The organism is Streptomyces sp. NPDC037083 (assembly GCF_055606485.1).
On the sequence record NZ_JBVJSQ010000002.1, the window covers coordinates 272,432 to 294,028 of the forward strand.

Consider the following 21,597-nt stretch of genomic DNA (forward strand, 5'->3'; position numbering starts at 1 on the left):
AGCCCTGATGGCGAAGATCAAGCCCAGCAAGGGCTCCCCGTACGCCCGGATCCTCGGGGTCGGCGGTTACCGGCCCGTCCGGGTCGTGCCCAACGAGGTGATCCTCGAGACGATCGACTCGTCCGACGAGTGGATCCGCTCGCGTTCCGGCATCGAGACCCGGCACTGGGCGAACGACGAGGAGACCGTCGCCGCCATGTCCGTCGAGGCGTCCGGCAAGGCGATCGCCGACGCCGGGATCACCGCCGAGCAGATCGGCGCGGTGGTCGTGTCGACCGTCTCGCACTTCAAGCAGACGCCGGCCGTCGCCACCGAGATCGCCGACAAGCTCGGTACGAACAAGGCCGCCGCGTTCGACATCTCGGCCGGCTGCGCGGGTTTCGGCTACGGCCTGACCCTGGCCAAGGGCATGGTCGTCGAGGGCTCGGCGGAGTACGTGCTCGTCATCGGTGTCGAGCGGTTGTCCGACCTGACCGACCTGGAGGACCGCGCGACGGCCTTCCTGTTCGGCGACGGCGCGGGCGCGGTCGTGGTCGGCCCCTCCAAGGAGCCGGCGATCGGCCCGACGGTCTGGGGCTCCGAGGGCGACAAGTCGGAGACCATCAAGCAGACCGTGCCGTGGACGGACTACCGCGACGGCGAGGTCGCGAAGTTCCCCGCGATCACGCAGGAGGGCCAGGCGGTCTTCCGCTGGGCCGTGTTCGAGATGGCGAAGGTCGCCAAGGAGGCGCTGGACGCCGCCGGCATCACCTCCGACGACCTGGACGTCTTCATCCCGCACCAGGCCAACGAGCGGATCATCGACTCGATGGTGAAGACTCTCAAGCTGCCGGAGTCCGTCACGGTCGCCCGTGACGTGCGCACCACCGGCAACACCTCGGCCGCCTCGATCCCGCTCGCGATGGAGCGGCTCCTGGCGACCGGCGAGGCGAAGAGCGGCGACACCGCGCTCGTCATCGGATTCGGGGCGGGTCTCGTCTACGCCGCCACTGTCGTTACCCTCCCCTAGGCACTCCGTGCCGGATCATCCGGTCCGGCACGGGAAACACCCAATGCCACACCCTCTGGATATCTACGAAGGAGCGCCACAATGGCCGCCACTCAGGAAGAGATCGTCGCCGGTCTCGCCGACATCGTGAACGAGATCGCCGGCATCCCGGTTGAGGACGTCCAGCTGGACAAGTCCTTCACCGACGACCTGGACGTCGACTCGCTGTCCATGGTCGAGGTCGTCGTCGCCGCCGAAGAGCGCTTCGACGTCAAGATCCCGGACGAGGACGTCAAGAACCTCAAGACGGTCGGCGACGCGACCGACTACATCCTCAAGAACCAGGGCTGATCCACCGGCCCCTGGGCCGAACTGCCCCGCCACCCGGCGGTGGCGCCGTTCTCCCCGCCAGTGGCGGGGGTAAGTCCTCCTCGCAACGTTGGAGAAAGAATCCGTGAGCCCGACCAATCGCACCGTGGTCGTCACCGGTATCGGCGCAACCACACCGCTGGGTGGCGACGCAGCCTCTACCTGGGAGGGTCTGGTCGCCGGCAAGTCCGGCGTCAAGCCCCTGGAGCAGGAGTGGGCGGCCGACCAGGCCGTCCGTATCGCGGCCCCCGTCGCGGTGGAGCCTCTTGAGGTCATCCCGCGGCCGCAGGCCCGCAAGCTGGACCGCTCCGCGCAGTTCGCGCTGATCGCGGCCCAGGAGGCGTGGAAGGACGCCGGCTTCTCCGGCAAGGCCGGCGAGGACGGCAGCGAGGGCGACGTCGAGCCCGACCGGCTCGGCGCGGTCATCGCCTCCGGCATCGGCGGCGTCACCACCCTCCTCGACCAGTACGACGTGCTGAAGGACAAGGGCGTGCGCCGGGTCTCCCCGCACACCGTGCCCATGCTGATGCCCAACAGCCCCTCCGCCAACGTGGGTCTGCTCGTCGGCGCCCGCGCGGGCGTGCACACCCCGGTCTCGGCGTGCGCGTCGGGCGCGGAGGCCATCGGCTACGCCATCGAGATGATCCGCACCGGCCGCGCCGACGTCGTCGTCGCCGGCGGTACGGAGGCGGCGATCCACCCGCTGCCCATCGCCGCGTTCGGCAACATGATGGCGATGTCCAAGAACAACGAGAACCCGCAGGCCGCCTCGCGCCCCTACGACGTCGCCCGCGACGGCTTCGTCCTCGGCGAGGGCGCCGGCGTGATCGTCCTGGAGTCCGCCGAGCACGCCGCCAAGCGCGGGGCCCGCGTCTACGCCGAGGCCGTCGGCCAGGGCATCTCCGCCGACGCCCACGACATCGTGCAGCCGGAGCCCGAGGGCCGCGGCATCTCGCACGCCCTGCAGAACCTGCTGGACAGCACCGACCTGGACCCGGCGGAGATCGTGCACGTCAACGCGCACGCCACCTCGACGCCGGCCGGCGACATCGCGGAACTGAAGGCGCTGCGCAAGGTCTTCGGCGACGACGCGGACCACATGGCGGTGTCGGCGACCAAGTCGATGACCGGTCACCTGCTGGGCGGCGCGGGCGGTGTGGAGTCGGTCGCGACGGTCCTCGCGCTGTACCACCGGGTCGCTCCGCCGACCATCAACGTCGAGAACCTCGACCCCGAGGCCGAGGCGAACGCGGACGTCGTCCGGGGCGAGGCGCGCAAGCTGCCCGTCGAGGGCCGTATCGCCGCCCTGAACGACTCGTTCGGGTTCGGCGGGCACAACGTGGTCCTGGCGTTCCGCACGATCTGAGCCCTGCCCGTACCGCGTGCACGACTGAAGGGGCCCCACCTGGAGAGGTGGGGCCCCTTCGGGCGTGCAGGCGGGGCCCCTTCGGGCTCGAGCGGCCTCAGACGACCTGGTGCAGCCAGCGCACCGGGGCGCCCTCGCCCGCGTAGCGGAAGGGCTCCAGTTCGTCGTCCCACGGCTTGCCCAGGAGCTTGGAGAGTTCGGCCTCCAGGTCCGTCTCGCCGCGCCGGCTGCGCAGCAGGGCCGCGCGCAGGCGGTCCTCCGGGATCAGGATGTCGCCATGGATGCCGGTGACGGCGTGGAAGATGCCGAGGTCGGGGGTGCAGCTGTAGCGCTCGCCCTCGGCGCTGGCGCAGGGCTCGGCGGTGACCTCGAAGCGCAGCAGGTGCCAGCCTCTCAGCGCGGACGCCAGCTTGGACGCCGTGCCGGCCTCGCCCTTCCAGGAGAACTCCGAGCGCCAGGTGCCGGGCGCGGCGGGCTGCCGGATCCAGTCGAGGTTGACGCGCGTGCCGAGCACCCCGGCGACGGCCCACTCGACGTGCGGGCACAGCGCGCGCGGCGCGGAGTGCACGTACAGAACTCCACGTGTCGTCACCGGGACCTCCGGGCAGAGCGGGACAGTCTTGCTGGCTGGTATGGCGGCGGTGGCAGGCAGCCGCGTTGATGGCGAGGCTACCGTGCGGCGGCGCAAGGAGTGTGACGTACCGTCGGTCCCGATGCCCTGAAACCTCCGCCATTCACCCGGCAGGACGCCTGTACGGGCGTGGAGCGTTCCATCTTGTGGGTGTGATTCGCCCGGGAACTCCCGCGCGTTGTCATGAGGGGGAACGTTGTTCGATGAGCGAGGGGAACACCAGCGGATGCGGAAGCGAAACCGGCACGCGCGAGCCGTGCTCGCGGGCACGGCGGCGGCCGTCCTGGGCCTGGCGGGCTGTGACGCCCTGGGCGGCGGGGACGGCTCGGAGCCGTCCGGCACGCCTGCCCGGCAGGTGCGGCCGTCCGCGTCGCCGACCCCGCTGTGGGACTCCAGCCCGTCCTCGGTCGCGGCGGTGGGCGACTCCATCACCCGTGGTTTCGACGCCTGTGGGGTCCTGGCGGACTGCCCCGACGTGTCCTGGGCGACCGGCGGCAGCGCCGAGGTGAACAGTCTCGCGGTGCGGCTGCTGGGCGCGGCGAAGGCGGCCACGCACAGCTGGAACTACGCGGCGACCGGCGCGCGGATGGCGGACGTGCCGGCCCAGATGGCCCGGGCGGTGCAGGAGAAACCGCAGTTGGTGACGGTGATGGCGGGGGCGAACGACGCGTGCCGCGTCTCGACCGCCGCGATGACGCCGGTGTCCGACTTCCGTGCGCAGTTCGAGGAAGCGCTGGGCACGCTGCGCCGGGCGCTGCCGAAGACCCAGGTGTACGTGTCGAGTGTGCCGAACCTGAAGCGGCTGTGGTCGCAGGGGCGTACGAACGCGCTGGGCAAGCAGGTGTGGAAGCTGGGGATCTGTCCGTCGATGCTGGGCGACGCGGACGCGCTGGACTCCGCGGCGACCCTGCGGCGGGACACCGTGCAGAAGAGGGTGGAGGACTACAACACGGTGCTGGAGGAGGTCTGCGCGAAGGACGAGCGGTGCCGGTTCGACGGTGGCGCGGTGTACGACTTCCGGTTCGGCACCGATCAGCTGAGCCCCTGGGACTGGTTCCATCCGAGCAAGAACGGACAGGCGCGGCTCGCGGAGCTGGCCTATCGGAGAGTCACCGCGAAGACCTCGTGACTTAGTGTTTCGCTCATGAGCGAACACTTCGGAACTCTTTCCGACGGCACCCCGGTGCACCGCTGGACCATGGAGCGGGCGGGCACGCGGGTGCGGGTTCTGTCGTACGGCGGGATCGTGCAGTCCCTCGAGGTCCCGGACCGGGACGGGCGCACGACGAACGTGGTGTTGGGATTCGCGGACCTGGACGGCTATCTCACCCATCCGGAGCCCTACCTCGGTGCGCTGGTCGGGCGGTATGCCAACCGGATCGCGCACGCCCGCTTCCCGCTGGACGGGGTGACGTACGCGCTGGAGCCCAACAACGCGCCCAACTCCCTGCACGGCGGCGTGCGCGGCTTCGACAAGCGGGTGTGGGACGTGGAGCCGGTCGAGCACGGGCTGCGGCTCAGCCGGGTCGCCTCGCACGGCGAGGAGGGATTCCCGGGGCGGCTGGAGGTCTCGGCCACCTACACGCTCGACGCCTCGGGGGCGCTGCGGTTCGCGTACCGGGCGGTCACCGACGCGCCGACGGTGGTGAACCTGACCAACCACAGCTACTTCAACCTGGGCGGGTCGGGCAGCGGCGGCGCGGGCGACCACGAGCTGCGGCTGGCCGCATCGCGGTACACGCCGGTGGACGCGGACGTGATCCCGACGGGCGAGCTCGCGCAGGTGGCCGGCAGCCGCTTCGACTTCCGGGCGGCCCGCAAGATCGGGGCCGGCTACGACCACAACTTCGTGCTCGACAAGGGCGTCACGGACACACCGGTCGAGGTGGCCGAGCTGCACGACCCGTCATCCGGGCGGGTGATGACGGTGGCGACGACCGAGCCGGGGCTGCAGCTGTACACCGCCGACCACCTGGGCGAGCCGTTCGTTCCCGGCGAGGGCGTCGCGCTGGAGACCCAGCACTTCCCCGACTCGCCGAACCGGCCGGAGTTCCCGAGCACCGTGCTGCGGCCGGGCGAGGTCTACCGTTCGCAGACGGCCTACGGCTTCTCGGTCCGGTAGCGGGCTCCGGAAAGGCCGGCTCCGGGACGACGCTTTCGGAACGGCGGTCTGGGGAACGGCGGTCTCCGGAAAGGATGTTGCCCCGGCCCAGGGGTCAGGTCCCGGGCCGGGGCTGCTCATGGAGCGACGGCCGTGCCGGACCGGACGGCGGCGTCGGCTCACACGTTAATCGTCGCGGTGATCCTTCGGTCGGCGATCGAGCGGCCCACCTGGATTTCGTACGAACCTTTCACAAAGGACCACCGGCGGTCCGCCTCGTCCCACACCTCGAAGGCGCGGGCCGGGATGTCCACGGCCGCCTCGGCGCTCTCCCCCGGCCCCGCCTCGACGACGGCGAAGCCGGCCAGCCAACGGGCGGGACGCTCGGGCGACTTGGGCGTCCCCGCGGGGGCGAGGTAGACCTGCACGACCTCCCGGCCGGCCCGCTCGCCGCTGTTGCGGATCCGCACCCTGACCGTGGAGCCCGCGACGTCGACCGACTCGTACGTCCAGTCGGTGTAGCCGAGGCCGTGGCCGAAGGGGTAGGCCGGGGTGCGGTTCTGCTTCTCCCAGGCGCGGTAGCCGATGAAGACGCCCTCGTCGTAGAGAAGTTCGCCGTCGGTGGGCGTGACCTCGGTGACCGGGGCGTCGGCCAGGGAGCCCCAGGTGGTGGGGAGGCGGCCGCCCGGTTCGTGGGCGCCGGTGAGGACGTCCGCCAGCGCCGCGCCGCCCTCCTGGCCGGGGAACCAGCCGAGCAGGACGGCCGCGACGTCCTCGCGCCAGGGCAGCTCCACCGGGGAGCCGGCGTTGACGACCACGACGGTGTTCGGGTTGGCGGCGGCGACGGCGCGCACGAGGTCGTCCTGCCGGCCGGGGAGGCGGAGGTCCTTGCGGTCGAAGCCCTCGGACTCGACGCGTTCGGTGGTGGCGACCACCACGACGGCCGTGTCGGCGGTCCGCGCCGCCTCGACCGCCTCGGCGATCAGCTCGTCGCCGTCGCGCTGCGGCTCCTGGTGGGCCAGGGCGAAGGCGACGACCTTCAGGGGGATCTCCTCGGGGAACGCGACGACGTGGGCGAGGGAGACCTCGACCGGTTCGCCTGCGGTCAGTTCGACCTCGGCGCGGGGCGTCGGGGAGCCGAAGAAGGCCTCGAAGGGGTCGGTGCCCTCGGCGGGGAGCTGCACGTCGTCGTAGTGCGTGGTCCCGGCGACGGTGAGGGTGAAGGCGCCCGTCCCCTTGATGCCGAAGGTGTGCGGGCCGCTCTCGCGCGGGGTCATGACGCCGGTGAGTTCGACGGTGTGCAGCGTGTCGTGCGTGACGCCCTCGGGGAGGTCGGCGCCCATCCACTGGATCAGGCCGTCGGGGGCGGAGGCGGTGCCGATGACCTCGCCGGCGGCGTCGCGACAGACGGCCCTCAGCTCGAAGCCCCGGCCGGCGACGGCGAGTTCGGAGCTGGGGTCGGCGCCCACCGCGTGGACGAGGGCGCCGTCAGGGAGGGCGGCGGTGAGGCCGTCGAGCGGGGAGACGGTGCGGGTCGGGAAGACGGTGGCGGAGCCGCCGCCGAGGATCCGGGCGTCACGGGCGGCCCCGCCGATGAGGGCGACGGCGCCCGGGCGCAGCGGAAGCGCGCCGGTGTTGCGGACCAGGACGAAGGAGCGGCGGGCCAGTTCGCGGGCCAGGGCCTCGCCGTCGATCGGGGCGGGCGGCCGCGCGACGGCCGGCCCGGCTCCCGCGAGGGCCCCGACGCGGGCGGCCAGCCGCAGGACGCGGCGGACGGCCTCGTCGACCTCGGACTCGGCGAGGCGTCCGTCGCGCACCGCGCGGGCGAGGGCCTCGCCGTAGACGGTCCGCGGGCCGGGCATGGCCACGTCGAGACCGCCCCGGAGGGCGGCGACGGTGTCGCGGGCGGCCGTCCAGTCGGAGACGTTGACGCCGTCGAAGCCCCATTCGCCGCGCAGGACCTCGTTCACGAGGTGGTGGTGCTCGGTCATGGTGGTGCCGTTGACCGTGTTGTAGGCGGTCATGACGCCCCATGGGCGGGCGTGGGCGACGATGGCCTCGAAGGGCGCCAGGTACAGCTCGCGCAGGGCGCGTTCGCCGACGAGGTTGTTCACGGTGAAGCGGTCGGTCTCGGCGTCGTTGGCCACGAAGTGCTTGACGGTGGTGCCGACGCCGCCGGACTGGACGCCGTTCACATAGGCCGCGCCGATCACACCGGTCAGGTAGGGGTCCTCGCTGTAGGCCTCGAAGTGGCGGCCGCCGAGCGGGGAGCGGTGCAGGTTGACCGTGGGCGCGAGCAGCACGTGGACGCCCTTGCGCCGGGCCTCCTGGGCGAGGAGGGCGCCGACGCGGCGGGCGAGGACGGGGTCCCACGTGGCGGCGAGCGCGGTCGGGGAGGGCAGGGCGACGGACGGGTCGTCGGCGGTCCAGCGCACGCCGCGCACGCCGATCGGGCCGTCGGACATGACGAGCGACCGCAGGCCGATCTCCGGCAGCCCGGGCAGCGACCAGGTGTCCTGGCCGGCCAGCAGCCGGGCCTTGGCGTCCAGGTCGAGCCTGCCGAGGGCGTCCTCGACGGCCGCCTCCGTAGCCGCCCCGGTCTCCGCGGCCGCTTCCGTAGCAGTCCCGGTCTCCGCGTCCGCCTCCGTAGCCGCCCCGGTCTCCGCGTCCGCCCCCGTAGCAGTACCGGTCTCCGCGGCCGCCTCCGTAGCCGCGTCGATTGCCGTGGGCGTCTCGGTCGCCGTCTCGGTTTCCGCCATGCGGTGCCTCCTCGTTGAGTGCGTGCGCGGGCTGCGCTCCCATCGTGCAACGGTCACCTGTAACCCGGTAGGTTTCGTTATTCTGCCGTTATATTCGCGGACCCGAATGCCGTACCGTGACGGCATGACTGCCAGGACCAGGAGCGAGGAGCGGCGCGCCGAGATCGTGCGGGCGGCCCTGGCGGTGATCGCCGAACGCGGCTACCGGGGGGCGAGCATGGCGGCGGTCGCCGAGCGGGTCGGGCTGACCCAGCAGGGGCTGCTGCACCACTTCCCGACGAAGGACGCGCTGCTGGTGGCGGTGCTCCGGGAACGCGACCAGTGGGACGCCGTGCCGGGCGCCCCCCGGCGGGTCGATCTGCTGGCCTCGCTCGTCGAGTACAACGCGATGCGGCCCGGCATCGTCCAGACCTTCTCGGCGCTGCTCGGGGAGAGCGTCACGGAGGGACATCCGGCGCGGGAGTACTTCACCGAGCGCTACACGCGGGTGCGGGCGAGCATGGCGGCGGTACTGCGCACCGAGTACGGCGACCGGCTGCCGAACGGCCTCACTCCGGAACGCACGGCCCCGCTGCTGGTCGCGGTGATGGACGGGCTGCAGTACCAGTGGCTGCTCGACCCGGAGTCGGTGGACATGCCGGGGGCGTTCCGGGACTTCCTTCGACTGCTGGGCGAGCCGGTGGACTGAGGGTCACCGCCCCGCCCCCGCCCGGTCACCGCCCCGGCCTCGTCCGGTCACCGCCCCGAACCCCGTCCGGTCACCGCACCGCCCACGTCCGAACGAGGCTCCATGGCGTGGATCCCTTCCGTCACGGGATACTTCCACCGTCCCACCCCACGCTCTCCCCCACAGCGACGGAAGGACCCCAACCCCCGTGCAATCCATACGAGTTCGCATCGGCGTTCTAGGTCTGGCGCTGGGCGCCGGGCTCTCCTCCCCCACCGTCGCGGCCGCGGCCCCGCCCGAATCCGCGCCCACCGTCGAGGAACGGCGGCTGGAGCAGTCCGTTCCGCGGGAGATCCTCGCCCGGTCCGGGTTCGACGCGGTGGCCCCGCGCCTCGCCCGTCTCCTGGCGGCCTCGCCCTCCTACGCGCGGGCCCGGCAGGTCGTCGCCCGGGAAGGCACGGCGCTGTGGCGGCGGGCCGTGGACCGGGTCCAGGGACGAGGTCCGGCCGGCGGAGACCTCAGCCGCGACGACGACCGCCCCCTGTACTGGGCGCGGCTCGACATGACGAGCCAAGTGCGCTCCTGGAAACCCGCGTTCGCGGTCACGGAACGCCAACGGGCCGCTCTGCTGGACTCCTTGGAGCGCACCTCGCGCGGTCAGGGCGACATCCGCCACCCGCGGCACGCCAAGGGGCTCAAGCGGGTGCTGGTGACCGGCTTCGACCCCTTCACCCTGGACCGGGACATCCGGATCTCCAACCCCTCGGGGGCGGCCGCCCTCGCTCTGGACGGCACGGTGATCCAGACCGCGGCCGGACCCGCACGGGTGGAGACCGCCGTGTTCCCGGTGCGCTGGCGCGACTTCGCGGAGGGCGCCGTGGAGCGCGCCCTGCGGCCGCATCTGCCGCACGTCGACCTGTTCACGACCGTCAGCCAGGGCCGCGTCGGCCGCTTCGACGTGGAGCGCACCAACGGGGCCTGGCGCGGCGGCTTCCCCGACAACGAGAACACCGGCCGGACGGAGACGATCCCGGTGGCCGGTCCCGCCTCGCAGCCGCAGTGGACGACCACGACCCTGCCGTACGCCGCGATCACGGCGGCGGACACCGGCCGATTCCCGGTCTACGACAACACGGGCGTCACCGAGATCCCCGCCGGGGGCGCCGACCCCGTCGTCCGGCCGGACGGGCCCACACCGGGGTCCACCGCGCGGGCCGGGGGCGGCGGGAACTACCTCTCCAACGAGATCGCCTACCGGGCCACCCTGCTGCGCGACCGGCTGGGGCTGCACGGCGGCCTGCCGGGCGGACACGTGCACACGCCGGTGCTGCAGTTCGCGGCGGACAACGCCGACCCGGCCACCGGGACGGTCACCGATCCGGAGTTCGTGCGCAACCGGCTCGACATCGTCGCCCAGGTCCGGTCGATCCTGACGGTGGCGGTCAGCGCGACGGAGTGAGCGCGGCAACGGCGGTGGGGCCGACGACAGTGCGCGTGACGGCGATCCGGGCGGGGGCGGGGCCGATGCGGGCGACGGCGGGTGTCCCGGTCAGGACGCGGCGTTCTCGTCGTCGGGCGTCCCGGGCGTCTCGGCCGCGTCGTCCTCGGAGATCTCCTCGCCGAGCAGCTCACGGGCCAGCAGCGTGGCGCCCGCGACCGCGCCGGGCATGAGGAACACCGCGACGAAGGGGACCACGAAGGCCACGGCCAGGGGTGTGCCGAAGCCCCAGACGAGGGTCCTGCGCGAACGCAGCAGGGCGAGCCGGGCGCGCAGGTCGACGTCACGGCGCTGCAGGGCGACGGCGACGAGTTCCTCGGTGAGGAAGAAACCGGTGACGAAGAAGCCGATCACCGGGACGACCGTCTGACCGACGACCGGGATGAACCCGAGGGCGAACAGCAGCACGGCCCACAGCAGTGCGCGGACCAGGATGCGCAGGCTGTCGCGGGCGGAGATCCACAGCTCGCGCCAGAGCGGCAGCGCCGACTCGGGGGCCGTGCCGTCGGGCGAGACGTCCCGGTCGACCTTCTCGGAGAGGTTCTCGTAGAAGGGCTGTCCGATGAGCAGGGTGACCGCGGTGAAGGTGAGCACGGCGAGGAGGAGGCCGAGGGCGAACAGCACGGCGGTCAGGAAGCCGCGGAACAGGCCGAGCCAGGGGCTCGACCAGTCGTCGGCGAACGGCGTCGCCCACCCCACGAAGTCCTCGCCCCACACCGCCAGCGACACCAGCGCCCCCACGTAGAGGACGAGCGTCAGCAGCCCGGGAACCAGCCCGAACCCGTACTGCCTGCCGTGCCGGGCCACCCATCGCTGGCCCTTCAGGAGGTACCTGAACCCCACCCCGAGATCGCGCATGGCCGAACTCTATCGGTCGTGCACATTTCACGATCACACCCCGTGTGCGGCACCCCGGTAGGCCATCCGGGGCATCGGTGACACCAACGCCGTGCGGTCGCAGTTGAGTCGAACAGGTACACCTCGCCGTACCGATCTCCGGAAGCAACGATCTCGGCAAGTCAGAGGAGGTACACGTGCCCCCCACCAGGACCGGGGACGACGTCTCCTCGCGCGTCGAGCAGTCGTACCCCACCGGGAACCCGCTCGTCTCCGGCCCCGGTGGACCCTGGCCGACAGCTCGGGCACGTTGATCACCATGGCGCACGCAAGCAGCGGGCTGGTTGAGGAGAGGGGATGACTCGTGTGACTCGGACGACGCAGCAGATCCACGGCACGGTCGCCGACGGATTCGAAGCGGTACGGGAGGAGTTCGCCGCGTTCGTGGCGGAGGAACGGCCCGACTACGAAGGCCAGTTGTGCGCGTACGTGCACGGCCGGCGGGTCGTCGACCTCTGGGCGCCCGGCGACGGTGCCGGACCCGACTCCCTGTACGGCGTGTACTCCTCGACCAAGGGCGCCGCGCATCTGGTCGTCGCGCTCCTCGTCCAGGAGGGCACGCTGGAACTGGACCGCAAGGTCACCTACTACTGGCCGGAGTTCGCCGCCGAGGGCAAGGGCGCGCTGACCCTGCGCGATCTGCTCGCCCACCGGGCCGGTGTGGTCGGCACGGACGGCGGTTTCTCGCCGCAGGAGCTGGCCGACGACCGGCAGCTCGCCGAACGTCTGGCCGACCAGCGGCCGTTCTGGCGGCCGGGCACCGCCTTCGGCTACCACGCGCTGGTCATCGGGGCGCTCACCGGCGAGGTCGTGCGCCGGGCCACGGGCCGCACGCTCCAAGATGTGTACGAGGAGCGGGTGCGGACGCCGTACGGGCTGGACTTCTTCCTGGGACTGCCGGCGCCGCACGAGCCTCGTTTCCGCACCGCGCAGCCGATGGCGCCGACGGCCGAGCAGCGGGCGCTGCTGGACTCCCTGCCCGGCGGGCCGCACACGCTGGCCGCCGTCGCCTTCAACCGCCACGCCGCCGCGCCGACCGACCTGGAACTCCTGCCGAACGACCCGCTGATCCGCGCCAAGGGACCGGCCTCGGTGGGCGGGGTCGCCTCGGCGCGCGGACTGGCCGGGCTGTACGCGGCCGCGATCAGCGAGGTCGACGGGAAGGCGCCGCTGCTGAAGGAGGACACGGCGGCGGAGTTCGGACAGCTGCACTCCGTGGGCTACGACGTCGTGGCGCGTTCGCACAAGTCGTACGGGCTGGGCTTCCAGGCCACCGCGGACACCTGGTACCCGTTCCTGGGCACCGGGGCGTTCGGGCACAGCGGGGCGGGCGGCTGCCAGGCCTTCGCCGACCCGCGCAGCGGGCTGGCCTACGGCTATGCGCGGCGCCGTTTCGCCTTCCCGGGCGGAGCGGCCCCGGAGAACGACCGGCTGGCGGGGGCCGTGCACCGCGCGGCGCTGGCTTCCGGCTGAGGACGCCGAGGAGGCGGAGGACGCCCGGAAGGCCGGTGAACGCCGACGGGGTCGAGGGCGCCCCGAGGGTCGGGGGCCCCGGGAGGCCGGCCGAGGACAGGGCGAAGGCCGCACCCCCCGTCCGGGGGTGCGGCCTTCGTCGTGCCCGACGCCGGAGGTCAGAGCTTGACGATCATCTTTCCGGTGTTGTCGCCGCGCAGGACCCCGAGGAACGCCTCCAGGTTGTTCTCTATGCCCTCGACGACCGTCTCGCGGTACTTCAGCTCGCCGGAGCGGACCCAGGCGCCGACCTCCTGGACGAACTGCGGCTGCAGGTCGTAGTGGTCGCCGACCAGGAGGCCCTCGATACGGCCGCGGGTCTGGATGAGACGGGCGAGGTTCTTGGGGCCGGGGGCGGGCTCGGTGTTGTTGTAGACCGAGATCATGCCGCAGATCGCGATGCGGCCCTTCTCGTTGAGGGAGCCGATGGCGGCCTCCAGGTGGTCGCCGCCGACGTTGTCGAAGTAGACGTCGATGCCGTCGGGGGCGGCCGCGCGCAGCTGCTCGGCCACCGGGCCGTTCTTGTAGTTGAAGGCCGCGTCGAAGCCGTACTCCTCGACGAGGAGCTTGACCTTCTCGTCGGAGCCGGCCGAGCCGATGACCCGGGAGGCGCCCTTGAGCCTGGCGATCTGGCCGACCTGGCTGCCGACGGCGCCGGCCGCGCCCGACACGAAGACGGAGTCGCCCTCCTTGAAGGCGGCCGTGCGCAGCAGACCGGCGTAGGCGGTGAGGCCGGTCATGCCGAGGACGCCGAGGTAGGTGGACAGCGGCGCGGCCTCGGGGTCGACCTTGACGGCCTGCTTGGCGTCGAAGGTGGCGTACTCGCGCCAGCCGCCGAAGTGCAGGACGTGGTCGCCGACCGACACGCCCTCGGCCTCGGAGGCGACGACCTCGCCGACCGCCCCGCCCTGCATGGCCTTGCCCAGCTCGAAGGGGGCTACGTACGACTTGGCGCTGCTCATGCGGCCGCGCATGTACGGGTCGACGGAGACGTACGCGTTGCGCACCAGCACCTCACCCGGGCCGGGCCTGCGGATCTCCGCCTCGGCCAGCTCGAAGTCCTCGGGCTTCGGCCACCCGACGGGGCGGCTGAGCAGACGCCATTCGCGGCTGGTGGTGGGGAGGGCCGAGTCAGTCATGGGAGGGGCTGCCTTTCACACGCTCGAAAATGCTTCACTACCTGAAACAACCATGCGCCTGAATATTTCAGGATGTCAAGTAAACGGGTACCCTGGTTCCATGTCCGCCTCACATCCGACCTCGGTTCCGGCCTCCGGCCCCGCCCTCCCCGACGCTCTGACCCTGGAGGTCGTCGAGCTCATCGGCGAGGTCGTGGCCCGTTTCTACGAGGACTACGAGGACGCCGCCGCAGACCACTCGCTCACCGGCGCGCAGGCCCGGCTGCTGAGTCTGCTCTCGCTGGAGCCGCTGCCGATGCGCAAGCTGGCGCAGAAGCTGAAGTGCGAGCCGTCCAACGTGACCGGCATCGTCGACCGTCTGGAGTCCCGCGGGCTGGTGGAGCGGCGCCCCGACCCGGCGGACCGCCGGGTGAAGCTGGCGGCGGCCACCGACGAGGGCCGGCGGATCGCCAAGGGGCTGCGCGAGTCCCTGAGGTTCGCGCGCGAGCCGCTGGCCGGGCTGGCGGAGGAGGAGCGCCTGAACCTGCGCGAACTGCTGCGCCGCATGCTGACGACCGACGCCGCCCGCTCCTAGACCCCGGCCGGAGTGGCGGGGTCCGCCCCTCCGACCCGAGACGTGAGGTCCGTGCATCCGCCCCAGGGGTGAGGTCAGTCGTCCTGGCCCGGTTGTGGGCTCCTGCGGTTGCGGCGGTCGGCATGGCGCGCCAGTTCGCTCGCGGCGAGGGTCGCGACGGCCACCGCGCGCACCCAGCGCGGGGCGTCACCGCGTGCGGCCCGCCAGACGCAGGCGCAGCCGCCGAGCAGGAGGACCAGAGCCCCGGTCAGCAAGAGCACGATCACGCTCCGTCACCTCCGTCTTCTGCGTCCACCGCGTCCGCCGTGAACTCGTACTGCAGCTCGTAGAGATGGCCCGCCTTCACCATCACGGTCACCTCGACGGGACGGCCGGCGTCGTCGGTGACGACGCGCAGCGTGCGCAGCACGGGCATGCTGCTGGTGAGGCGCAGGGCCTGGTACTGAGCCTGGGTGGGGACGCGCGCGGAGACACGGTCCGTGCTGCGGCACGGCGGGTGGCCGAGCTCGGTCAGCAGGGCGGGGGCGCCGCCCCTGATCCGGAGACCCTCGGCCAGGGGCGTGCCCCGGGCGATGTCCAGCGGGTAGTAGGCCTCGACGAGTTCGGCGGGTTCGTCGTCGACGAGGAGGATCTGGCGGCGCAGCAGGGCGCTGCCGTCGGCCGGGAGACCGAAGGCGGCGCGGACGTCCGCGGGCGGCCTGGTCTCCGTCACGTCGAGGAGTTCGGCGCGGGCGTGCGTGCCGTGCTTGGCCGCCTCGGTGAGCCAGCGGTAGGGGACTCCCGGTCCGCCCGGCTTCATCAGGGACGCGGGCCGGACGGTGCGCTGACGGTGCTCGCGGACGGTGACGGCGGCGCCCGCCCGGCCGACGGCCAGCCCCTCGTCCTTGAGGAGTTGGAGGGCCTTCTGCACGGTCGCGCTCGACGCGTCGAAGCGCTCCTTGAGCTGGGCGGTGGTGGGCAGGTTGGCGCCGGGGGCGAGCTCTCCGCTCATGATGTCGTCGCGCAGATCGGCCGCGATGCGCTCGTGCAGGGAGCGGCGGTCGACGGCTTCCGGTTCAGCCTTGGGCACGGTCATCCGATCCTGATCTGGTAGCGCAGCCTCTGCCGTAGGGCCGGCATCACCATACGGTCGACCTGGATCGGCCGGTCGTCACGGTCGAGCGTGAGCCGGACCAGCCGCAGCACCGGCTCCCCGGGGGCCGTGCACAGGGCCTCGCGCTCCTCCTCGTCCGGCATCCCGGCCGTCACGTCCTCCCGGGCGAGGACGCCGACGTGCCCGAGTTCGGCGAGCAGGGTGAGGGCGCCGCCGGGGATCTTCGCGGTGCCGGCGAGACGCGTCCCAGCGGCTATGGCGATCGGATAGTAGGTGTCGGTCAGCTCGCTGGGCTCGTCGTCGAGCAGGATCAGGCGCCGGCGCACGACGACGGGGTCGCCCTGCGGGACGCCGAACAGCTCCGCCACCTCGGCGGGCGCGGGCACCTCGCCGGCGTGCAGGATGCGCTGGGCGCCGCGCCGCCCCTGCGCCGCGGCCTCGGCCGCCCAGGCGTCGCCCTGCCCGGCGAGCCGGGGCGTCAGATACGGCAACGACGTGCTGACCCAACCGCTCCCACCCACGACGTCCTCCTGTACGGCCGACCGTTCTTTCGACCCTGCCGCCCTACACGGTAGGCGACTTGTCCCATCGGCCGACCGCCACCCCTCAGCCACCCCCAGCCACCCTGCACTACCTTGTTACCTTTCGCGAATAACAGTAAGGTATCGCCGCAGGACGCCCCTGAACCCCGGAGGTGGCCCCCGTGCCCTTGTCACGGCAACGACGTTTCCCTCGCTCGCGCGCCTCGGTACGGGCGGCTCGCGCCTTCGTCCACCAGGTCCTCACCGACTGGGGCTGCCTCGACCGGCTGGACGACATCAAGGTGTGCGCGTCGGAACTGGCCACGAACGCCCTGCTGCACGGCGTGCCCCCGGGCAGGCAGTACTGCGTGACCCTCACCCTCGACGGCCCGTTGTTGTGTCTCGCCGTACGCGACACCGGCGACCACCCCGCCCCCGCGGGCCCCCCGGCCGACGACGCCTGCTCGGGCCGGGGTCTGCACCTGGCCCGAGAGCTGGCGGACGAACTGGGCGTCACCGAGCACGCCATCGGCAAGACGGTGTGGGTGGCCTTCAAGACGGACGCCGGTCCCTGACGCCGCCCTCGCCTCAGGACTTCTTGCGGGTCGTCATGAAACGCTGGACCAGGATGAACGCGCACAGCAGCACACCGGTGGCGATCTTCGTCCACCACGAGCTGAGCGTGCCCTCGAACTGGATGATGCTCTTGATCAGGCCCAGCACCAGCACGCCGAACAGGGTTCCCAGCACATAGCCGGAGCCGCCCGTCAGCAGTGTGCCGCCGATGACGACCGCGGCGATGGCGTCGAGTTCCATGCCGGTCGCGTGCAGCGGGTCGCCGGACTGGATGTAGAGGGTGAACAGGAGCCCGGCGAGCGCCGAGCAGAACCCGCTCACCGTGTACACGGCGATCTTCGTGCCGCCCTGCGGGAGACCCATCAGCATGGCCGACTGCTCGTTGCCGCCGATCGCGTACACCCGGCGCCCGAAGCGGGTGTAGTGCAGGACGTAGAACGCCACGGCGAGGACGACGAGCGAGACGATCGCGCCGATCGACAGGAATCCCAACCCCAGTGACGCCTGCGCCTGCGCCATGCTGCTCACCGAGGAGTCGCTGATGGAGATGGACTCCTTGCTGATCACCAGGCACAGGCCGCGGAAGAGGAAGAGTCCGGCGAGGGTCACGATGAAGGGCTGGATCTCGAAGTTGTGGATCACATAGCCCATCAGGAAGCCGCCGAACGCGCCCACGGCCAGCGCCATGGGGACCACCACCAGGAGCGGCAGGCCCTGGCGTTCCACCAGCCAGGCCGTGAACATCGTCGTGAAGCCGATCATCGAGCCGACGGACAGGTCGATGCCGCCGGACAGGATGACGAAGGTGACGCCGACCGCGGCGACCAGCAGGTAGCCGTTGTCGATGAACAGGTTGAGGAAGACCTGCGGTTCGGCGAACCCGTAGTACTGGTACCGGGCCAGGCCCCCGGCGTACATCAGCAGGAAGAGCAGAGCCGTCACCGCGACGGGCAGACGCCGGTCGCCCAGGATGCGCGCGGCCCTGGACGGGGACGGGGTACGGCTGTCGGAGGCCGTGGGGCTCTGGGTGGTCGCGCTCATCACGACACCTCCATCTTGGGAGTGGCGTCGTTCGCCGCGGCGGGGTCCGCCGGGGTCGCGGCCGGCCGGGCGCCTGCCTTCGCGCCGAACCGGGCGGCGAACCTGGCGCCGAAGACCTTGGCGCGGAACTTCGGGGACTGCAGCAGGCAGACGACGATGACGACGGCGGCCTTGAAGACCAGGTTGGTCTGGGTCGGCACGCCGATGGTGTAGATCGTGGTGGTCAGGGTCTGGATGACGAGGGCGCCGACCACCGTGCCGCCGATGGAGAACCGGCCGCCCAGGAGCGAGGTGCCGCCGATCACCACGGCGAGGATCGCGTCGAGCTCGATCCACAGGCCGGCGTTGTTGCCGTCGGCGGCCGAGGTGTTGGAGCTGATCATCAGGCCTGCGATGCCCGCGCACAGCGCGCAGAACATGTAGACCATGATCTTGATGCGCCGGGACCTGATGCCGACCAGCCGGCTGGCCTCGGCGTTGCCGCCGACCGCCTCGACCAGCAGGCCGAGCGCCGTGCGCCGGGTCAGCGCCACGGTGACGGCCACGACCACGGCCACCACGAAGATGGAGAACGGCAGTGTCAGCCAGTAGCCGCCGCCGATCAGCTTGTACGGCTCGCTGTTGATGGTGATGATCTGGCCGTCGGTGATCAGCTGGGCGACACCGCGTCCGGCGACCATGATGATCAGGGTGGCGATGATCGGCTGGATGCCCATCCTGGCGACCAGGAAGCCGTTCCACAGGCCGCAGACGACCGCAGCGAGCAGGCCCAGGCCCATGGCGAGCAGCACCCCGGACAGCGCGCCCTGGTCGGCCTGGTCGCTGATGTACGAGCAGGCCAGCGCGCCGGTGATGGCGACCACGGCGCCGACGGACAGGTCGATGCCGCCGGTGGCGATGACCAGGGTCATGCCGACCGCCACCAGGATGAGGGGCGAGCCGAACAGCACGATCGAGACGAGGCTGCCGTAGAGGTGGCCGTCCGCCATCTTGATCGAGAAGAAGTCGGGTGTGAAGGGAACGTTGACGAGCAGCAGCAGGACGAGGACCGCCACCGGCCAGAACAGGTGGTGGCGGGTCATTGCTCGCCATCGGGAAGAGGTGGTGGTGGTCACTGGTGCTCTCCGCTCGCGATGGTCTCCAGGATCCGGCTCGTGGTGATCTCGGGCCCGTTGGCGATCTGCGCCACCAGCCGGCGGTCGCGCAGCACTCCGATGGTGTGGCTGAGCCGGAGCACCTCCTCCAGCTCGGCCGCGATGTACAGGACCGACATGCCGTCCTCGGAGAGGGAGACGACGAGCTTCTGGATCTCCGCCTTGGCGCCGATGTCGATGCCGCGGGTCGGCTCGTCGAGGATCAGCAGCTTCGGCCGGGTGATCAGCCAGCGGGCCAGCAGCACCTTCTGCTGGTTGCCGCCGCTGAGCTGGCCCACCCGGGCCTCGGGGTTGGCCGGGCGGATGTCGAGCGCCTTGATGTACTTGGCGACGAGTTCGTCGCGCTGGGAGGCCGGGATGGGCCGGGTCCAGCCGCGCGAGGCCTGCAGGGCCAGGATGATGTTCTCCCGCACCGTGAGGTCGGGCACCAGGCCCTCGCTCTTGCGGTTCTCGGAGCAGAACGCGACGCCCGCGTTGATCGCGTCGTTCGGGGCGCTCATCGAGACCTGCCTGCCGCCGATGGACACCTTGCCGGTGTCCGGCTGGTCGGCGCCGAAGAGCAGCCGGGCGAGTTCGGTGCGGCCAGATCCGAGCAGGCCGGCGAGCCCGATCACCTCGCCCTTCCTGATCTCCAGGTCGAACGGCGCGATGCCGCCGGTCCTGCCGAGGCCGTCCGCCTCGACCAGGATCTCGCCCGCGTGGGAGTGCAGCTGCTGGTCGTGGAGCTCCTCCAGCTGGCCCATGGCCTTGCCGAGCATGAGCTGGACGAGGCCCACCTGGTCGAGGTCTCTCACCATGTGCTCGCCGACCAGGGTGCCGTTGCGCAGCACGGTCATCCGGTCGCAGACCTCGTAGATCTGGTCGAGGAAGTGGGAGACGAACAGGATCGCGACGCCCTCGTCCTTCAACCGCCGCATCAGCGCGAACAGTTGGAGGACCTCGTCGCGGTCGAGGCTGGAGGTCGGCTCGTCGAGGATCAGCACCTTGGTGCCCGGCCCCTCGCCGTCGCCGGTGTTCAACGATCGCACGATCGCCACGAGTTGCTGGACTGCCAGCGGATACGAGGACAGGGGGGCGGAGACGTCGATGTCCAGCCCGAGCCGGTCCACCAGCTCCGCCGCCTCGCGGCGCAGCCGCTTCCACTGGATGCGGCCCATACGGGTCGGTTCCCGCCCGATGAAGATGTTCTCCGCGACCGACAGGTTCGGGCAGAGGTTCACCTCCTGGTACACCGTGCTGATGCCGGCCTGCTGGGCCTGCAGCGGGCTGGCGATCCGGACGGACCGGCCGTCCAGCGTGATGGTGCCGCCGTCCAGCGAGTAGACCCCCGTGAGCACCTTGATGAGGGTGGACTTGCCCGCACCGTTCTCGCCCATCAGGGCGTGGATCTCGCCGGGGAAGAGCCGGAAGTCCACGTCCGACAGAGCCCGTACCCCCGGAAACTCCTTGACTATGCCCGCCATTTCCAGGACGGGCCGCGGCTCTGCCATGGCAGTGCTCCTCATGAGATGTGTTCAGGCCCGCAGGGAGCCCCGGGACCGATGGCGCTCGGTCGGCCGCGGGCTCCCTGCCGGTGGGTGCGGTCGGTCAGTACTTGCGGCTCGGGAGCGCGGCCTTGGCCTGGTCCTGCATGAAGTCGCCCTCCTTGGTCTTGATCCAGCGCTCGACCTTCTCGCCGTTCTTGACCTTCTTCACGACGTCCATCAGCTGGGGGCCGAGCAGCGGGTTGCACTCGACGATGGCGTTGATCTTGCCCTCGGACATGGCCACGAAGCCGTCCTTCACGCCGTCGATCGAGACGATCAGGATGTCCTTGCCGGGCTTCTTGCCCGCGGCTTCGATGGACTGGATGGCGCCGATGGCCATGTCGTCGTTGTGCGCGAAGAGGACGTTGATGTCCGGGTTGGACTGCAGGAAGGCCGCCATGACCTGCTTGCCGCCGGCGCGGGTGAAGTCGCCGGTCTGGCTGACGACGATCTTCCAGTCGTCCTTGTGCTCGGCGTCCATGACCTCCTTGAAGCCCTTGGCGCGCTCGATCGCCGGGGCGGCGCCGGTGGTGCCCTCCAGCTGGGCGATCTTCACCGGGCCCTTGTGGCCGGCCTTCTCCAGGACCTTCTCCAGGATCTTGGCCGCGCGCCGGCCCTCGTCCGTGAAGTCGGAGCCCACGAGCGTCACGAACAGGGACTCGTCGGAGGTCTCGACGGAGCGGTCGGTCAGGACGACCGGGATGTTCTTGGCCTTGGCCTCCTTGAGGACCGCGTCCCAGCCGGTGACGACGACCGGCGAGAAGGCGATGACGTCGACCTTCTGGGAGATGTAGCTGCGGATCGCGGAGATCTGGTTCTCCTGCTTCTGCTGGGCGTCGGAGAACTGCAGCTTGTAACCCGCCTCCTTGGCCGCGTCCTTGACCGAGGTGGTGTTGGCGCTGCGCCAGCCGCTCTCCGAGCCGACCTGGGAGAAGCCCAGCGTGATCGTCTTGCTGTCGCCGGAGGAGGACGAGCCGGTGGAGCTGTCGTCCTTCTTGGCACAGGCCGTCAGGCCCCCCGCCGCCGCCACGCCGACCGCCGCGGTGAGGAAGTTCCTTCTGCTGAGCATGTTCTTCTCCTTTGAAGAGCCGGCCCGGGACGGACCTGCTGGTACTTGAGGGGACCGGCCGCACTGCGTCCAGCCTGTCGATCATTGTTCGGAATTTCGGCCACACTGCTGAGCGA

Annotated in this window: 21 protein-coding genes; 10 read left to right on the forward strand and 11 right to left on the reverse strand. The window is 71.3% G+C overall.

Features of this window, described 5'->3' with window-relative positions; translation table 11 throughout:
- Positions 1-7: 7 nt before the first annotated feature.
- From ACZ7DE_RS06055 to ACZ7DE_RS06065, 3 genes are all read left to right on the forward strand, one after another.
- On the forward strand, positions 8-1,009 hold the full coding sequence (locus ACZ7DE_RS06055) for a beta-ketoacyl-ACP synthase 3 (protein WP_470758511.1): 1,002 nt from the start codon (positions 8-10) through the stop codon (positions 1,007-1,009).
- A gap of 81 nt (positions 1,010-1,090) precedes the next feature.
- Entirely contained in the window at positions 1,091-1,339 is a 249-nt protein-coding gene (locus tag ACZ7DE_RS06060) for an acyl carrier protein (RefSeq protein ID WP_019067091.1), read from the forward strand.
- A 103-nt stretch (positions 1,340-1,442) separates the two neighbouring features.
- The gene (locus ACZ7DE_RS06065) at positions 1,443-2,723 is read left to right on the forward strand and encodes a beta-ketoacyl-[acyl-carrier-protein] synthase family protein (RefSeq protein WP_470758513.1); all 1,281 of its coding nucleotides are present in this window, start codon (positions 1,443-1,445) and stop codon (positions 2,721-2,723) included.
- A 97-nt stretch (positions 2,724-2,820) separates the two neighbouring features.
- Here ACZ7DE_RS06065 and ACZ7DE_RS06070 read toward each other — a convergent pair whose 3' ends face one another.
- Positions 2,821-3,315: a DUF3145 domain-containing protein gene (locus tag ACZ7DE_RS06070; RefSeq protein ID WP_470758515.1), complete on the reverse strand. Its 495-nt coding sequence runs from the start codon at positions 3,313-3,315 to the stop codon at positions 2,821-2,823.
- Between the two features lie 265 nt (positions 3,316-3,580).
- On the opposite strand from ACZ7DE_RS06070, the gene ACZ7DE_RS06075 reads away from it, so the two are divergent.
- Together ACZ7DE_RS06075 and ACZ7DE_RS06080 are read left to right on the forward strand one after the other, a co-directional pair.
- Entirely contained in the window at positions 3,581-4,483 is a 903-nt protein-coding gene (locus ACZ7DE_RS06075; protein WP_470758517.1) for an SGNH/GDSL hydrolase family protein, read from the forward strand.
- A gap of 15 nt (positions 4,484-4,498) precedes the next feature.
- Positions 4,499-5,476, forward strand: a complete 978-nt coding sequence (locus ACZ7DE_RS06080; RefSeq protein ID WP_470758519.1) for an aldose epimerase family protein — start codon at positions 4,499-4,501, stop codon at positions 5,474-5,476.
- A 158-nt stretch (positions 5,477-5,634) separates the two neighbouring features.
- On the opposite strand, the gene ACZ7DE_RS06085 is transcribed toward ACZ7DE_RS06080, so the two are convergent.
- On the reverse strand, positions 5,635-8,214 hold the full coding sequence (locus ACZ7DE_RS06085; protein ID WP_470758520.1) for a beta-glucosidase: 2,580 nt from the start codon (positions 8,212-8,214) through the stop codon (positions 5,635-5,637).
- Positions 8,215-8,320: 106 nt separating this feature from the next.
- Between ACZ7DE_RS06085 and ACZ7DE_RS06090 the strand changes: the two genes are divergently transcribed.
- Complete coding sequence (locus ACZ7DE_RS06090; protein WP_470758521.1) at positions 8,321-8,902, forward strand: TetR/AcrR family transcriptional regulator; 582 nt, start codon at positions 8,321-8,323, stop codon at positions 8,900-8,902.
- A gap of 187 nt (positions 8,903-9,089) precedes the next feature.
- Positions 9,090-10,340 carry a pyroglutamyl-peptidase I gene (locus tag ACZ7DE_RS06095; protein ID WP_470758522.1) on the forward strand — a complete coding sequence of 417 codons (1,251 nt, stop codon included), beginning with the start codon at positions 9,090-9,092 and terminating at the stop codon, positions 10,338-10,340.
- Between the two features lie 90 nt (positions 10,341-10,430).
- On the opposite strand, the gene ACZ7DE_RS06100 is transcribed toward ACZ7DE_RS06095, so the two are convergent.
- The gene (locus tag ACZ7DE_RS06100) at positions 10,431-11,237 is read right to left on the reverse strand and encodes an EI24 domain-containing protein (protein ID WP_470758523.1); all 807 of its coding nucleotides are present in this window, start codon (positions 11,235-11,237) and stop codon (positions 10,431-10,433) included.
- 336 nt (positions 11,238-11,573) lie between these two features.
- Here ACZ7DE_RS06100 and ACZ7DE_RS06105 point away from each other — a divergent pair, with 336 nt between their 5' ends.
- Entirely contained in the window at positions 11,574-12,749 is a 1,176-nt protein-coding gene (locus tag ACZ7DE_RS06105) for a serine hydrolase domain-containing protein (protein WP_470758524.1), read from the forward strand.
- Between the two features lie 158 nt (positions 12,750-12,907).
- On the opposite strand, the gene ACZ7DE_RS06110 is transcribed toward ACZ7DE_RS06105, so the two are convergent.
- Positions 12,908-13,927, reverse strand: coding sequence for an NADP-dependent oxidoreductase (locus ACZ7DE_RS06110; protein ID WP_470758525.1), 1,020 nt, complete (start codon positions 13,925-13,927; stop codon positions 12,908-12,910).
- 100 nt (positions 13,928-14,027) lie between these two features.
- On the opposite strand from ACZ7DE_RS06110, the gene ACZ7DE_RS06115 reads away from it, so the two are divergent.
- Entirely contained in the window at positions 14,028-14,501 is a 474-nt protein-coding gene (locus tag ACZ7DE_RS06115; protein WP_470758526.1) for a MarR family winged helix-turn-helix transcriptional regulator, read from the forward strand.
- A 74-nt stretch (positions 14,502-14,575) separates the two neighbouring features.
- Here the strand turns inward: ACZ7DE_RS06115 and ACZ7DE_RS06120 are convergent, their stop codons facing one another.
- From ACZ7DE_RS06120 to ACZ7DE_RS06130, 3 genes are read right to left on the reverse strand one after another with little or no spacing between them, the layout of a single operon-like run.
- The gene (locus tag ACZ7DE_RS06120; protein ID WP_470758527.1) at positions 14,576-14,767 is read right to left on the reverse strand and encodes a hypothetical protein; all 192 of its coding nucleotides are present in this window, start codon (positions 14,765-14,767) and stop codon (positions 14,576-14,578) included.
- Positions 14,764-15,576 (reverse strand): GntR family transcriptional regulator, encoded by an 813-nt coding sequence (locus ACZ7DE_RS06125; RefSeq protein ID WP_470758528.1) that lies wholly within the window; start codon positions 15,574-15,576, stop codon positions 14,764-14,766. The genes ACZ7DE_RS06120 and ACZ7DE_RS06125 overlap by 4 nt, the downstream gene beginning before the upstream one ends.
- On the reverse strand, positions 15,573-16,115 hold the full coding sequence (locus tag ACZ7DE_RS06130) for a UTRA domain-containing protein (protein ID WP_470758529.1): 543 nt from the start codon (positions 16,113-16,115) through the stop codon (positions 15,573-15,575). The genes ACZ7DE_RS06125 and ACZ7DE_RS06130 overlap by 4 nt, the downstream gene beginning before the upstream one ends.
- 182 nt (positions 16,116-16,297) lie before the next feature.
- Here ACZ7DE_RS06130 and ACZ7DE_RS06135 point away from each other — a divergent pair, with 182 nt between their 5' ends.
- A complete protein-coding gene (locus ACZ7DE_RS06135; protein WP_470758530.1) occupies positions 16,298-16,690 on the forward strand; it encodes an ATP-binding protein in 393 nt (130 codons plus the stop codon).
- A gap of 13 nt (positions 16,691-16,703) precedes the next feature.
- Here the strand turns inward: ACZ7DE_RS06135 and yjfF are convergent, their stop codons facing one another.
- The 4 genes from yjfF to ACZ7DE_RS06155 form a co-directional block, all read right to left on the reverse strand.
- Positions 16,704-17,732 (reverse strand): galactofuranose ABC transporter, permease protein YjfF, encoded by a 1,029-nt coding sequence (gene yjfF / locus ACZ7DE_RS06140; RefSeq protein ID WP_470758531.1) that lies wholly within the window; start codon positions 17,730-17,732, stop codon positions 16,704-16,706.
- Positions 17,732-18,814 (reverse strand): ABC transporter permease, encoded by a 1,083-nt coding sequence (locus ACZ7DE_RS06145; protein WP_470758532.1) that lies wholly within the window; start codon positions 18,812-18,814, stop codon positions 17,732-17,734. Before ACZ7DE_RS06145 ends, yjfF begins: the two co-directional genes overlap by 1 nt.
- 29 nt (positions 18,815-18,843) lie before the next feature.
- Complete coding sequence (locus ACZ7DE_RS06150) at positions 18,844-20,376, reverse strand: sugar ABC transporter ATP-binding protein (RefSeq protein WP_470758533.1); 1,533 nt, start codon at positions 20,374-20,376, stop codon at positions 18,844-18,846.
- A gap of 97 nt (positions 20,377-20,473) precedes the next feature.
- The gene (locus ACZ7DE_RS06155) at positions 20,474-21,481 is read right to left on the reverse strand and encodes an ABC transporter substrate-binding protein (protein WP_470758534.1); all 1,008 of its coding nucleotides are present in this window, start codon (positions 21,479-21,481) and stop codon (positions 20,474-20,476) included.
- Positions 21,482-21,597: the final 116 nt, after the last annotated feature.

Excerpts from the sequence above, each read along its gene's own strand:
- ACZ7DE_RS06055 (WP_470758511.1), top strand. The coding sequence starts at position 8 with ATGGCGAAGATCAAGCCCAGCAAGGGCTCCCCGTACGCCCGGATCCTC.
- ACZ7DE_RS06060 (WP_019067091.1), top strand. The coding sequence starts at position 1,091 with ATGGCCGCCACTCAGGAAGAGATCGTCGCCGGTCTCGCCGACATCGTG.
- ACZ7DE_RS06075 (WP_470758517.1), top strand. The coding sequence starts at position 3,581 with ATGCGGAAGCGAAACCGGCACGCGCGAGCCGTGCTCGCGGGCACGGCG.
- ACZ7DE_RS06080 (WP_470758519.1), top strand. The coding sequence starts at position 4,499 with ATGAGCGAACACTTCGGAACTCTTTCCGACGGCACCCCGGTGCACCGC.
- ACZ7DE_RS06085 (WP_470758520.1), bottom strand. The coding sequence starts at position 8,214 with ATGGCGGAAACCGAGACGGCGACCGAGACGCCCACGGCAATCGACGCG.
- ACZ7DE_RS06090 (WP_470758521.1), top strand. The coding sequence starts at position 8,321 with ATGCCGTACCGTGACGGCATGACTGCCAGGACCAGGAGCGAGGAGCGG.
- ACZ7DE_RS06100 (WP_470758523.1), bottom strand. The coding sequence starts at position 11,237 with ATGCGCGATCTCGGGGTGGGGTTCAGGTACCTCCTGAAGGGCCAGCGA.
- ACZ7DE_RS06105 (WP_470758524.1), top strand. The coding sequence starts at position 11,574 with ATGACTCGTGTGACTCGGACGACGCAGCAGATCCACGGCACGGTCGCC.
- ACZ7DE_RS06110 (WP_470758525.1), bottom strand. The coding sequence starts at position 13,927 with ATGACTGACTCGGCCCTCCCCACCACCAGCCGCGAATGGCGTCTGCTC.
- ACZ7DE_RS06115 (WP_470758526.1), top strand. The coding sequence starts at position 14,028 with ATGTCCGCCTCACATCCGACCTCGGTTCCGGCCTCCGGCCCCGCCCTC.
- ACZ7DE_RS06125 (WP_470758528.1), bottom strand. The coding sequence starts at position 15,576 with ATGACCGTGCCCAAGGCTGAACCGGAAGCCGTCGACCGCCGCTCCCTG.
- yjfF (WP_470758531.1), bottom strand. The coding sequence starts at position 17,732 with ATGAGCGCGACCACCCAGAGCCCCACGGCCTCCGACAGCCGTACCCCG.
- ACZ7DE_RS06145 (WP_470758532.1), bottom strand. The coding sequence starts at position 18,814 with ATGACCCGCCACCACCTGTTCTGGCCGGTGGCGGTCCTCGTCCTGCTG.
- ACZ7DE_RS06150 (WP_470758533.1), bottom strand. The coding sequence starts at position 20,376 with ATGGCAGAGCCGCGGCCCGTCCTGGAAATGGCGGGCATAGTCAAGGAG.
- ACZ7DE_RS06155 (WP_470758534.1), bottom strand. The coding sequence starts at position 21,481 with ATGCTCAGCAGAAGGAACTTCCTCACCGCGGCGGTCGGCGTGGCGGCG.